The sequence below is a fragment of the Tistrella arctica genome, from assembly GCF_039630945.1.
GTDB lineage: Bacteria > Pseudomonadota > Alphaproteobacteria > Tistrellales > Tistrellaceae > Tistrella > Tistrella bauzanensis.
Map to the genome: position 1 here is coordinate 638,544 of NZ_JBBKTV010000001.1, position 13,284 is coordinate 651,827.

General features: G+C 66.6%; 12 protein-coding genes. 8 read left to right on the top strand and 4 right to left on the bottom strand.

Annotated features, from left to right (window positions below; all coding sequences use genetic code 11):
• Window positions 1–3: 3 nt before the first annotated feature.
• The 4 genes from WG924_RS02965 to WG924_RS02980 all read right to left on the bottom strand — a co-directional run bounded on the left by WG924_RS02965 (window position 4) and on the right by WG924_RS02980 (window position 3,395).
• On the bottom strand, window positions 4–612 hold the full coding sequence (locus WG924_RS02965) for a histidine phosphatase family protein (RefSeq protein ID WP_345931530.1): 609 nt from the start codon (window positions 610–612) through the stop codon (window positions 4–6).
• A 107-nt stretch (window positions 613–719) separates the two neighbouring features.
• On the bottom strand, window positions 720–2,057 hold the full coding sequence (locus WG924_RS02970) for an O-acetylhomoserine aminocarboxypropyltransferase (protein WP_345931531.1): 1,338 nt from the start codon (window positions 2,055–2,057) through the stop codon (window positions 720–722).
• Complete coding sequence (locus WG924_RS02975; RefSeq protein ID WP_345931532.1) at window positions 2,054–2,572, bottom strand: CoA-binding protein; 519 nt, start codon at window positions 2,570–2,572, stop codon at window positions 2,054–2,056. The genes WG924_RS02970 and WG924_RS02975 overlap by 4 nt, the downstream gene beginning before the upstream one ends.
• A gap of 4 nt (window positions 2,573–2,576) precedes the next feature.
• Window positions 2,577–3,395, bottom strand: coding sequence for an enoyl-CoA hydratase (locus tag WG924_RS02980; protein WP_345931533.1), 819 nt, complete (start codon window positions 3,393–3,395; stop codon window positions 2,577–2,579).
• 345 nt (window positions 3,396–3,740) lie between these two features.
• Between WG924_RS02980 and rplM the strand changes: the two genes are divergently transcribed.
• From rplM to dnaE, 8 genes are all read left to right on the top strand, one after another.
• A complete protein-coding gene (gene rplM, locus WG924_RS02985; protein WP_188575535.1) occupies window positions 3,741–4,199 on the top strand; it encodes a 50S ribosomal protein L13 in 459 nt (152 codons plus the stop codon).
• 55 nt (window positions 4,200–4,254) lie between these two features.
• Complete coding sequence (rpsI, locus tag WG924_RS02990; RefSeq protein WP_306432587.1) at window positions 4,255–4,701, top strand: 30S ribosomal protein S9; 447 nt, start codon at window positions 4,255–4,257, stop codon at window positions 4,699–4,701.
• 196 nt (window positions 4,702–4,897) lie between these two features.
• Complete coding sequence (locus tag WG924_RS02995; RefSeq protein WP_345931534.1) at window positions 4,898–5,803, top strand: LysR family transcriptional regulator; 906 nt, start codon at window positions 4,898–4,900, stop codon at window positions 5,801–5,803.
• Between the two features lie 139 nt (window positions 5,804–5,942).
• Window positions 5,943–6,245 carry a YciI family protein gene (locus WG924_RS03000; protein ID WP_372045125.1) on the top strand — a complete coding sequence of 101 codons (303 nt, stop codon included), beginning with the start codon at window positions 5,943–5,945 and terminating at the stop codon, window positions 6,243–6,245.
• A gap of 3 nt (window positions 6,246–6,248) precedes the next feature.
• Entirely contained in the window at window positions 6,249–6,887 is a 639-nt protein-coding gene (locus WG924_RS03005) for a DNA-3-methyladenine glycosylase I (protein WP_345931535.1), read from the top strand.
• 94 nt (window positions 6,888–6,981) lie between these two features.
• Complete coding sequence (locus tag WG924_RS03010; protein WP_345931536.1) at window positions 6,982–8,016, top strand: helix-turn-helix transcriptional regulator; 1,035 nt, start codon at window positions 6,982–6,984, stop codon at window positions 8,014–8,016.
• 88 nt (window positions 8,017–8,104) lie between these two features.
• Window positions 8,105–9,532, top strand: coding sequence for an amidase (locus WG924_RS03015; protein ID WP_345931537.1), 1,428 nt, complete (start codon window positions 8,105–8,107; stop codon window positions 9,530–9,532).
• 100 nt (window positions 9,533–9,632) lie between these two features.
• The gene (gene dnaE / locus WG924_RS03020; RefSeq protein ID WP_345931538.1) at window positions 9,633–13,139 is read left to right on the top strand and encodes a DNA polymerase III subunit alpha; all 3,507 of its coding nucleotides are present in this window, start codon (window positions 9,633–9,635) and stop codon (window positions 13,137–13,139) included.
• Window positions 13,140–13,284 lie beyond the last annotated feature (145 nt).

The window sequence follows — 13,284 nt, forward strand, 5'->3', positions numbered from 1 at the left end:
GGGTCAGCGGCCCGGCAGCCAGCAGCGCCACGAGCGGTCGCGGGCGCGCTGGAAGATCAGCGGCACGGCGTTCTGGGCCTTGTCGACCGGCATCGGGCAATCCAGCAGCCGTGACAGGGCCAGCGCGGTCCCGGAATGCGCCACGATCAGCGGCCGGCGTGGTGTGCCCATCATCTTCAGGGCGCCGGCCACGGCATGGGCGGTGCGGTCGATAAAGGCCGGCCAGGGCTCGCCGCCCGGCGGGGTCTCCTCGTAAGGCGGCCGCTCGCCCAGCGGCGCACCTTCATACATGCCCCAGTTCCGTTCGCGCAGGCCCGGCACCAGTTGCACCGCATCGTCGCCGAAACCCAGACCGGTTGCGACGATAGCGGCGGTGACCCGCGCCCGCTGCATCGGGCTTGCCGCAACCGCATCGACGCCGAGTGGCCGCAGGGCCTCGATCGCCGCCCAGGCTTCGGCGCGGCCGGTATCGTCCAGCGGGATATCGGTCTGTCCGGCCACACGGCCTTCGGCGTTGAAGGCGGTGCGGCCGTGGCGCAGAAAGATCAGGCGGTCAACGGCGGCAAGGGCAGGGGCGGCCGGCCCGGCGGCGGCCGGGATTGATGTCGGCATGGCGATGGCGGGCTTTCGGACAGAGGGCGGGTGGCGGACAGAGGCGGGTGGCGGACAGAGGCGGGCGGCAGGCAGGATGCAGGTGGCGGCAGCGCGTCAGCAGCGCGTCAGCAGCGCGTCAGCGCCTGATCCAGATCGGCGATCAGATCCTCGACCGACTCGATGCCGATCGAGATCCGCACCACATCGTCGCCGGCGCCGCTCTGGGCCCGGTCTTCCGGCGACATCTGGCGATGCGTGGTCGATGCCGGATGCAGGATCAGCGACCGGGTGTCGCCGACATTGGCCAGATGGCTGAACAGCTCCACGCCCTCCACCAGCCGGATGCCGGCGTCATAGCCGCCGGTCAGGCCGAAGGTGAACACCGGCGCCACGCCGCGCGGCATCTGGCGCAGACCCAGATCGTATTGCGGGCTGGTGGGCAGGCCGGCATAGGATACCCAGGCGACCTTCGGATGATCGTGCAGCCAGGCGGCGACCAGCTTGGCGTTGGCGACATGGCGTTCCATGCGCAATGGCAGGGTCTCGATGCCGGTCATGATCATGAAGGCGTTGAACGGCGACAGGGTCGGCCCGAAATCGCGCAGCGCCACGGCATGGGCATGCACCGTGAACGCGAAATCGCCGAAGGTCTCGTCGAAGCGCAGGCCGTGATAGCCGGGATTGGGTTCCGACAGCGACGGGAATTTGCCAGAGGCCTTCCAGTCGAACCGGCCGCTTTCCACGATCGCGCCGCCCAGCGAATTGCCGTGTCCACCCAGGAACTTGGTCAGCGAATGCGTGATCAGGTCGGCGCCCAGGTCGAAGGGCCTGCACAGATAGGGGCTGGGGATGGTGTTGTCGACGATCAGCGGCAGGCCGTGGGCATGGGCGACATCGGCGAGTGCCGCGATGTCGGTCAATATGCCCGACGGGTTGGACTGGCTTTCCACGAACACCGCCTTGGTCCGCGGCCCGATGGCCGCGGCAACCTGATCGGGGTCGCGCGCGTCCACGAAGGTGCAGCCCCAGCCGAAGCGTTTGAAGCTCTGGCTGAACTGGGTGAACGATCCGCCATACAGGAAGCGCGACGCAACCAGATCGTCGCCGGTTTCCATCAGGCTGGTCAGGGCCAGGAACTGGGCGGCATGGCCGCTGGCGCAGGCGGTGGCACCGCGGCCGCCTTCCAGCGCCGCCACCCGTTCCTCCAGCGCCGACACCGACGGATTGCCCAGGCGTGAATAGATATTGCCGAAGGTCTGAAGGTTGAACAGCGATGCCGCGTGATCGACGCTGTCGAACACGAAGGACGATGTCTGATAGATCGGCGTGATCCGGGCACCGGTATGCGGCTCGGGCCGGTTGCCGGCATGGACGGCCAGGGTCGCGAAGCCGAAATCGCCGCCGGATGCAGGCCTCTCCCTTGGGTCTCGGGCGCTGTCGGGCGTCTTCGACTGATCGGTCATCGCGGTGGCCCCATGCGCTTGGCGCTGATCACGCCGGTGTTCACGCCGCTCCAGCCCAGTTCGCCGGACAGGCGGCCATATTCGATCTTCGGGCAGCGGTTCATCACCACCTTGAGCCCGGCGGCCTCGGCGCGGGCGGCGGCGGCATCATTGCGCACGCCAAGCTGCATCCACACCACCTTGGCGCCAATGCGGATAGCATCGTCGGTGGCCGGTCCCGCCGCTTCGGAATTGCGGAAGATATCCACCATGTCGGGCACCACCGGCAGATCGTCGAGCGTCGCGTAAACCGGCTCGCCCAGAATGGTCTGGCCGGCGGCGACCGGGTTGACCGGGATCACCCGATAGCCCTTTTCCTGCAGATATTTCATCGCGAAATAGCTGGGCCGGTTCCAGTTGGGGCTGGCACCGATCATGGCGATCACCCGGCACTGGCGCAGGATGTCGCGGATATAGGCGTCGGGATAGCGGTCGTGGTTCACGACGGTGGCTGGCGGAATGGTATCGGCGGTCATCGGCTCAGCGTCCCTGCCAGACCGGCTTGCGCTTGCCAAGGAAGGCATCGATGCCCTCGACGGCATCGTTGGTCTGCATGTTGTCGGTCATCACCTTCGATGCATAGGCATAGGCGTCGTCCAGGGTCATCTCGACCTGGGCGTAGAATGCCTCCTTGCCGGTGCGCAGGGTCAGTGGCGATTTCGAGGCGATCAGCCGGGCCATGCCCATGGTGGTGTCCGACAGCGCCTCAGGTGCCACCACCCGGTTGACCAGCCCGAAGCGGTGCGCGGTTTCGGCATCGGCCATCTCGCCCATCAGCAGCATTTCCATCGCGTGCTTGCGGCCGACGGCCCGCGACAGCGCCACCATCGGTGTCGAGCAGAACAGGCCCAGATTGACGCCCGGGGTCGCGAAGCGGGCGGTGGTGGCGGCGACCGCCAGATCGCAGCTTGCGACAAGCTGGCAGCCGGCGGCGGTGGCGATGCCACCCACCTCGGCGATCACCGGCTTGGGCAGGCGCACGATCCGGGTCATCATCCGGCTGCACTGGGCGAAGAGCGCGGCATGAGATGCCTTGTCGGGATCGGCCCGCATCTCCTTCAGATCATGACCGGAACAGAAGGCCGGGCCCTCACCGCGCAGCACCACGGCGCGCGCGGCCGGGTTGCCCGCGATCTCGTCCAGCGCCGCCTCGATCGCGCTCATCATCGCCAGCGACAGGGCATTGCGCTGGGCCGGGCGGTTCAGGGTCAGGACCGCGACGCCATCGTCGTGGACATCGAGACGGACGAGCGTATCGGCTGCGGCAGCCTCGGTGCGGGCGGGGGTCTGATCGGTCATTGGTCGCATCCTTGAACCCTGGGGGCGCCACACCCATCCCCGGTCGTCAATGGTTGCCGGGGCTGCCTGGGGATGTGGTCGAATTGGGCCCTGATCCGGCGGTTGCGGATCGGCCCTCGCTGGCCATCATAACGCCGCAAGAGCGCCGCGTCCAAGCACCGCGCGCGGGGGCAAGATCGCACCCGATCGGCCTCAAACCGGCGCTCAGCCTGACGTCAGAGATGTGGTAAAATAATACCGATTTCACAAGTCATTGAAAATACGGCATTCTTTGCCGTTGACGGCGGAAAGATCCGTGGCATACTCCGCCTCCAGTTTCCCGAACCCATCTCGGTGCCCAGGCTCATGAAGACCTATACCGCCAAGCTGGCAGACATCGAGCACAAGTGGTCGGTGATCGACGCGAACGGTCTCGTTCTCGGTCGTCTCGCCGTCCTTGTTGCCAATCGTCTGCGCGGCAAGCACAAGCCGATGTTCACGCCCCATATGGATTGCGGCGATCATATCGTGATCGTCAATGCCGAAAAGGTGGTGCTGACCGGTCGCAAGCGTGCCCAGAAGACCTATTACTGGCACACCGGTCACCCCGGTGGCATCAAGGAGCGGACCGCGGACAAGATCCTCGACGGCCGCTATCCGGAGCGTGTGATCGAGGCTGCCGTGCGCCGCATGGTGCCCCGTGGTCCGCTGGGCCGCGACGTGATGCGCAAGCTGCATGTCTATGCCGGCCCCGAGCATCCGCATGTGGCCCAGACCCCTGAGCCGCTGGATGTCGCCGCCCTGAACCGCAAGAACGTGGGGTAATCGAGCCATGACCGAAACCAACGTTCAGGCCCAGGGTCTTGGCGCGCTGAAGGACATGGCCCAGGCGGCCGGTCTGATGGCGGACGAGCAGCTTCCCGAGCCGGTGCGCGATGCGCAAGGCCGGGCCTACGCCACCGGCAAGCGCAAGAACGCGATTGCCCGCGTGTGGGTGAAGCCGGGTTCCGGCAAGATCACCGTCAACGGCCAGGAAGCCGACGCCTATTTCAAGCGTCCGGTGCTGATGATGGTCATCCGTCAGCCGTTCTCGGTTGCCAACGTCGTCGATCATTTCGACATCGTTGCCACCGTGGTCGGTGGTGGTCTCTCCGGTCAGGCCGGCGCGGTTCGCCACGGCATCAGCAAGGCGCTGATGCTGTACGAACCGAACCTGCGCAAGCCGCTGAAGAAGGAAGGCTTCCTCACCCGCGACAGCCGCGTCGTCGAGCGCAAGAAGTACGGTAAGGCCAAGGCCCGCCGCAGCTTCCAGTTCTCGAAGCGCTGATCCGGGACGCGCCCTTTTCCAAGGGTGCGGGCCGCCTCTGCCTTGTACGGAAAGCCGGCAGTCCTTATTGGGGCTGCCGGTTTTTCGTTGTGGCGTGCCGAACGTGCAGGGGCTGGCGGGTATGGGACGATCTGCGCTATAGCGATCGTGACAGGCGGCCGTCGTCCGCCAACCATCATCAACCGCGGTACTTTGCATGGCGTCGTCTGCGACCGGCCTGAACTGGGACGATCTGCGGCTCGTGCTGGCGGTGGCCGAACATGGCACCCTCTCTGCCGCGGCGGTGGCGCTGCGGATCAGCCATCCGACCCTGTCGCGACGCTGCCGGCTGGTCGAAGACCGGCTTGGCGTGCGCCTGTTCGAGCGCATGCCCGGTGGCTGGACGCTGACTGATGCGGGCGAGGACATGTGCGTGCTGGCCCTGCGCATGCGCGGCGATATCGCCGCCCTTGAAGAACGGATCGCGGGGCGCGACGACAATCTGCACGGCAGTGTGCGGCTGACGGCTCCCGATGCGGTGTCGGATCATCTTCTGCCGGCAATTCTGGCCGATCTGTGCCGGGAGCTGCCGCGGATCACCATCGATCTGGTGGTGAACAATCAGACACTGCCACTTGCCCGGCGCAGTGCCGATATCGCCTTGCGCGTCACCAACAGCCCAGATCCGGCCCTGAAAGGCCGACGGGTCGGCACCATTGCCATGGCCGTTCACGCAGAGGCGGCACTGGCGGCGCGGCATGCCGATCCGGTCGATGGCCCCTGGGTCGGCTATGACGACGCTCTTGCCTGTTCAGGTCCGGGCGCGTGGATCACGGCAGAACTGCCGCCAGACGCGATCCGCTTCCGGGCGAATACCTTACCCGGTGCCGCTCAGGCGATCCGTGCCGGCATCGGCTTCGGCCTGCTGCCCTGTTTCGTGGGCGCGGCCCTGCCGGATGTCGTCAGGGTCGCACCGCCGGTTCCCGAGCTGTCGACCGAGCTGTGGCTGCTGGTTCATCCCCAGATGGCCCGTGTGCCCCCCCGGGTGCGGGCAGTCGGCGATGCGCTGGCCGGTGCCTTGAAGGCGCTGGCGCCGCGTCTGTCGGGTGATGACGGTCTCTGAGATGACAGGATGCTGAAACAGTCTTGCAGGGGCCTGTTCAGTTTCTTGTGTCTTCCGTCCGCCGCCCTGATGGCAGACTGATGCACGAATACAGCCGCGGCGCGGTGCCGCGGGGCAAATGACCGGGAGATATCCGATCGTGTTCATCGTGCTTCTGACAGTCGCGGCCGGCCCTGCGCCCGGCAATGGCGAGGCCGCGCGTCGTCTGATGGCGGATCACAACGCATGGCTTGCCCAGGGATTCGACGATGGCGTGTTTCTGCTCGCCGGCAGCCTGAAGCCGGCGGCGGGTGGCGCCATTCTGGCCCACGGCGTCTCACGCGACGAGATCGAGGCGCGGGTGATGGCCGATCCCTTCGTGGCTGGCGGCGTGGTCACGCCACGGATCGTTGAGGTGGCGCCGGCGCGTTCCGATGCCCGGCTCGCCTTCCTGGCCGCGTAGCCCATGACCATGGCAACGATCCAGGGGCCGGACGGCCTGCCGCGCTGCCGCTGGTGCGCGGCGGCGCCGGATTTTCTGCGCTATCACGACACCGAATGGGGATTTCCGGTCGGCGACGATCAGCGTCTGTTCGAGAAGCTGTGCCTTGAGACCTTTCAGTCGGGCTTGAGCTGGCGGACCATTCTGGCCAAGCGCGAGAATTTCCGTGCCGCCTTTCATGGCTTCGACATCGCGCGCGTGGCCGGCTTTACGGCTGCTGACGTCGAACGCCTGCTCGGAGATCCGGGCATCGTGCGCAACCGGGCCAAGATCATGGCGGTGATCAACAATGCCCGGCGTGCCGCCGACCTGATCGATGCCGAAGGCTCGCTCGCCGCCTGTCTGTGGCGCTATGAAGCCGACCCAGAGCGCGCGGCCCCGATCGAGGCGGTGGCGACCTCGCCGGAATCGGTCGCCTTGTCGGCGGAGCTGAAGCGGCGCGGCTGGTCCTTTGTCGGGCCGACCACGGTCTATGCCTTCATGCAGGCGATGGGGCTGGTCAACGATCATGTCGCGGGTTGTGTGACCCGTGCGGCCGTGGCCAGGGCGCGTGCGGCCTTCACCTCGCCCGTGTCGGCGATTATTTCCCCCGGCCCGCGATGATTTCTCCCAGCCTGCCAGCCGGATAGCCCGGTTGCGGCATCCGGCGCCGCATGTCACGATAGCCGGCGATCGTTCCGCAATCTGGGACAGGCCGATGACCTTTGGTATCCGGACCTTCTCGGCCTATCTCAAGGATGCCGACGGGTTTCTTGAACAGGCACCGCCGCTTGCGGCCCTCGATCATTGTGTCGACCGGCTGGCGCAGGTGCTCGGCTTCGATTCCGCGTGGTACGGGTTCATGAGCTGGGGACCGCGAGGTGGCGGCGCCGGGGCCGGTCTGTCCGGGCCGGGCGTGGTTGTTCATGGCACGGCGACGCTGAACCTGCCCGGCGGGTATTTCCAGGCCTGGCAGGCAATGCGTCATGATGACCTGTTGCTCGACCAGATCAGCCGGGCACCGGGACAGGTGGCTACCTGGCGCCGCGGCCAGAGCCGGGAGACAGACGGGCTGGTCGCCATGGCCGATCGCTACGATCTTGGCGCCGTCGCCTCGGCGACACAGATCCGCCCCGATGTTCAGGGGGCGCTGTTTCTCGCCTGCTATCGCCGGGGCGGCGCGCGGCTTCGCAACTGGCATGCGGATGAACAGGACTTCATCTACGCCGCCGTGGAGGTGCTGGACCGGCAGATCCGCGACCGGGCCGAGCGACCCGTCGCCACCGACGAGGCGGGTGTCGAGCTGCTGGTCTCGGCGACCGGCCATTGCATCTTCGGCGGCGCGCGGCTGCGCGCGCTGGGGATCGATATCGACGGTCCGCTGCGCTATCGGCTGAAGGCGGCGTTCGGCGGGGCGCTGGCCGGCCCCGGCCCGGTCGTGATGGACGATCTGGGGCTGGTCGTCACGGCCATGCCGACAGCCGCCGGTGACGATGCCGGCCTACGGGCGGTGCGGGTGACAGCCCTGTCTCCGGCCAGCCGGTTGAGCCGGCGTGAAGCCGAGGTCGCGGCGCTTCTGGTGCAGGGGCTCAACCACAAGCAGGTCGCCCGGCAACTGGGTGTGGCCCCCGCAACCGTGCGCAACCAGACCAGCCGGATCTATGACAAGCTGGGGGTCGGCAACCGCGCGACCCTGGCCGCAGCCCTGGGGGGCGCGGCCCCGGTCGGCGGCAACGGCCAGGGGTCGGCATAGGTCATTTGCACCATGGTCCTCTGATCGCGGGCGGCCGAAGATCACCCTGTCCGGCACCAGACCGGCAGACAACAGGGAGGAGCCACCCATGGATCTGAAAGACTATACCGCACAGGACGCAACCGGCCTGGCGGCCCTGGTCAAGGCCGGCGAGGTCAGCGGCGCCGAGCTTGCCGATTGCGCCAACCGGGCGATCGATGCGGTGAACGGCACGATCAATGCCGTCATCCGCAGGTTGGACCCACCGGTGGCTGGAGACGACACCGGGCCGTTCGCCGGTGTGCCGTTTCTGGTCAAGGATCTGGTTCTGGCTGTGGGCGGGGTGCCGCAGATGATGGGCACGCGCATGCTGGCCGAGGGTGCTTTCGTGCCGCCAGTCGACAGCGAGCTGTTCACGCGCTTTCGCAAGGCCGGCCTCAACACCATTGGAATCACGGCCACGCCGGAATTCGGCTTCAACGCCACCACCGAGGCGGTGCTGAACGGACCGACACGCAATCCGTACAACACCGAACGCTCGCCCGGCGGCTCGTCGGGTGGGTCTGCCGCCGCGGTGGCGGCCGGGATCGTGCCTGTGGCCCATGCCAATGATGGTGGCGGCTCGATCCGGATTCCGGCGGCGTCCTGCGGACTGGTCGGATTGAAGCCGTCGCGGGGCCGGATCCCGTTCGGGCCGTATTACGGTATGCCGCTGCTGGGCATGGCCAATGAATTCGCCGTCACCCGCACGGTGCGCGACTGCGCGGCGCTGCTGGATGCCGTCTCCGGTCCCGATATTGGCGCAACCCTCGGCATCGCGCCGCCCACCATGCCCTATACCCGTGCCATCGCCGCCGACACCCGGCCGCTGAAGGTGGCGCTGGTGCGGGACTGGCCGAAGGCGCCGGCGGTTGAGCCGCAGATCGACGAGGCGCTGTCGCGCACCGCGCGTCTGCTGGAGGCAAACGGCCACATGGTCGAGGAGGCCGCGCCGGAATACGATGTCGATGCCTTCAATCGCGCGAATTTCGCCGCATGGATGTCGTTCCTGGCCGTCGGCCTCAACGGCGTGGCCGCCGCCACCGGCCGCGAGCCGGGGCCGGATACGGTGGAAGCGGTCACCCTGGCCTGCGCGCGCGCCGGCAACCGGCTGACCGCCATGGATATCGAAGACGTGTTTTCGGTGATGAACACAGTATCCAGAAGTTTTGGCGCGTTTCTAACGCAGTATGACGTCATCCTGATGCCGGCCCTGAGGCGCACACCGTTGCCGCTGGGCTATCTCGATCAGAACGATCCGGATCTGGATGCCCAGGGTTGGTATGACCGCCTGTTCGATGCGGTTCCGTTCACCGCCCAGTTCAACATGACCGGGCTGCCGGCGATCACCGTGCCGGCCGGCATGCATGATGCGATGCCGGTGCCGATCCAGATGGCGGCGGGCATGGGGCGCGAGGACGTTCTGCTGCAACTGGCCCATGATCTGGAACGGCAGCAGCCCTGGCGGGACAGCCGGCCGGGGGTCTTCGCCGGCTGACACGGGTCGTATCAGCGGGGCCGGGCGAGGTTGCAGCGGTCGGGGATTTGGTCCAGATTTCGAGGGCCGATCCCCGCCGCCGTCAGGAGTGCCCGGTCCCGTGTCGCATGCCGATTTCGTCCATCTCCGCGTTCACACCGCCTATTCGCTGTCGGAAGGGGCGGTGAAGACCAAGGATCTGGTCAAGATGGTCAAGGCGCAGAAGATGCCGGCGGTGGCGGTCACCGATACCGGCAATCTGTTCGGCGCCATGGAAATCTCGTCGACCCTGCCGAAAGAGGGCATCCAGCCGATCCTGGGCATGGTGATCCGGCTGACCCGCAGTGCCGGCGAAGACCGCTTCGGCCGCAGGCCCGAGCCCGAGCCGCTGGTGCTGCTGGCCCAGTCTGGCACCGGCTATGACAATCTGGGCCGGATCGTCAGCCATGCCTTCATGAAGACACCTACCGGCGACACGCCGCAGGTGTCGGAAGACGTGCTGGCGCAGTTCGCGACCGATCTGATCTGCCTGTCGGGTGGTCCGGCGGGGCCGGTGGGCGCGCGCGTGCTGGAAGGCCGCGACGACGAGGCCCGCGCCCAGGCCGAACGGCTGGCGGCGATCTTCCCCGGCCGGTTCTATATCGAGCTGATGCGCCATTGCGGGCCGGGGGAAACCCCGCCAGCCCTGGAAGCCGACAGCGAGCCGGGCCAGGTCGATATCGCCTATGACCTGGATCTGCCGCTGGTCGCCACCAATGACGTGTTCTTCACCACCGAGGCGATGTACGAGGCCCATGATGCCTTGCTGTGCATCGCCGAGGGCCGGCATATCGAAGACACCAACCGGCGCCGACTGACCCCGCATCATTATTTCAAATCGGCCCGGCAGATGCGGGACCTGTTCGCGGACCTGCCGGAAGCGGTTGATAACACGCTGGTCATCGCGCGGCGCTGTGCCGCCAAGGCACCCTTCCGCAAGCCGATCCTGCCCAAATCCACCCGCGATCCGAATGCGCGCGAGGAAGACGAGTTGAGGCGCCTGTCGCGTGAGGGGCTGGAGGCGCGGCTGGACAGCATCGTCTATACCTATACCCCCGGCCTGGATGCGGCCGGACGGGAGGCGGCGGCCAAGCCCTATCGCGACCGGCTGGATTACGAGCTGGACGTGATCATCAAGATGGGGTTCCCCGGCTATTTCCTGATCGTCGCCGAGTTCATCCAGTGGTCGAAGACCCATGGCATTCCGGTTGGCCCTGGACGCGGATCGGGCGCCGGGTCGGTCGTGGCGTGGTCGCTGACCATCACCGATCTCGACCCGCTGCGCTTCGGGCTGCTGTTCGAGCGGTTCCTGAATCCGGAACGCGTGTCGATGCCCGACTTCGATATCGATTTCTGCCAGGACCGGCGCGACGAGGTGATCCAGCACGTCCGTGACCTGTATGGCCACGACCGGGTCGCCCAGATCATCACCTTCGGTAAACTTCAGGCCCGCGCGGTGCTGCGCGATGTCGGCCGTGTGCTGGGTATGCCCTTCGGTCAGACCGACAAGATCTGCAAGCTGGTGCCGAACAATCCGGCCAATCCGGTCACCTTGCAGGAGGCGATCGATGGCGAGCCGGCATTGCAGCGGGCGCGGAATGAAGACGAGCAGGTGGCGCGGCTGATCAATATCGCGCTGAAGCTGGAAGGACTTTATCGTCACGCCTCCACCCACGCCGCCGGCGTCGTGATCGGCGACCGGCCGCTCGACGAACTGGTGCCGCTCTATCGCGATCCGCGCTCCGACATGCCGGTCACCCAGTTCTCGATGAAATATGTCGAGCAGACCGGGCTGATCAAGTTCGACTTTCTGGGTCTGAAGACCCTGACCGTGATCACCACCGCCGAACGGCTGATCCGCGAGGTCGATCCGGATTTCGACATCAACCGGGTGCCGCTCGACGACAAGCCCAGCTTCGACATGCTGGCGCGCGGCGAGGGCGTCGGCGTGTTCCAGTTGGAAAGTTCCGGCATGCGCGATGTGCTGCGCAAGCTCCGCCCCGACAAGTTCGAGGACATCATCGCGGTGGTGGCGCTGTACCGTCCGGGTCCGATGGACAACATCCCGCGCTATATCGCGGTCAAGCACGGCTCCGAGAAGGCCGAATATCTGCACCCGCTGCTGAAGCCGATCCTTGAGGAAACCTATGGGATCATGATCTATCAGGAGCAGGTGATGCAGGCGGCCCAGGTGCTGGCCGGCTATAGCCTGGGGCAGGCGGATCTTCTGCGCCGCGCGATGGGCAAGAAGATCAAGGAGGAGATGGACGCCCAGCGCGAAAGCTTCACCAAGGGCGCCGTCGCCCATGGCGTCGACAAGGACACGGCCGGCCTTATCTTCGATCAGATCGCGAAGTTCGCCGGCTATGGCTTTAATAAATCACATGCCGCCGCCTATGCGCTGGTCGCCTATCAGACCGCCTATCTGAAGGCCAACTGGCCGGTCGAGTTCATGGCGGCGTCGATGACCTTGGATATGCACAACACCGACAAGCTCGCCGGATTCCGCCAGGAGCTGAACCGGCTGAAGATCGGCGTGGTGCCACCGGATGTGAACCAGTCGGATGCCATGTTCGCCGTGCGCCGGACGGCCAAGGCGCCGCGCGGCGACATCCTGTATGCGCTGGGCGCGCTGAAGCAGGTAGGTCCGCAGGCGATGGCCGAACTGGTGGCGGAACGCCGGCGGGGCGGCGCCTATGGCGACCTGTTCGACCTGTCGGCGCGGCTGGGCACCAAGGTGATCAACAAGCGGATGATGGAAAGCCTGACCAAGGCCGGGGCCTTCGATCATCTGAACGCCAACCGCGCCCAGGTGATGAACGCCATCGACATGGTGCTGCGCTATGGCCAGGCGGCGCAGGAGGAACGCCAGAGCAATCAGGTCAGCCTGTTCGGCGGCCCGGGCGGCGAGGCGGTTCCCAAACCGCCGATGCCGGCGATCGACCCGTGGATGCCCATGGAGCAGTTGAAGCGCGAGCTTGAGGCGGTGGGATTCTATCTCTCCGCCCATCCGCTGGATGCCTATGACAAGGTCATGGACCGGCTGGGGGTGGTGCGCGCCGGCGATCTGGCGGCGAAGCTCGAACGGGAAGGGGCGGCGGGGCTGAAGCTGGCCGGCACCCTGATCGCCAAGCAGGAGCGTCGCTCCGCCAAAGGCAGCCGCTTCGCCTTCGCCCAGATGTCGGACCCGACCGGAGTGTTCGAGGTGACCCTGTTCTCGGAGGTGCTGTCCCAGGCCCGGGATCTGCTTGAACCGGGCGTGCCGCTGCTGATCGAGGCCAGCGGCGAATGGCGCGACGATACCGTGCGGCTGACGGCGCAGAATGTCCGCTCGCTCGACGACGTCGCCGCATCGTCGTCGTCACGCCTGACCATCCAGGTGGCGGAGGAACGCGCGCTCGCTCAGATCCGCCGGGTCATCGAGCGCGAACCCGAAGGTCGCGGCCGCATTACCCTGGAACTCGACATCGATCTTGAGGGCGAACGCCAGGTGGTCCGGCTTGAACTGCCCAAGCCGGTCTCGATCACCCCGGCCCTGCGTGCGGCGCTGAAGCTGACGCCCGGTGTGACCGATGCGATCGAGACCTGAGAGCTAGGTGTTATTTTGGCGCGATCATGAGACTTGCCGCTTGTGCGGCGGCTGTGGCCGGCGGGGGTATGCGTCGGGTGGGTCATGCGGATCTCGCATGACGATGTGTTGAGAGCGCATTGTCCCGAAGCTGTGTCCGGCGGAT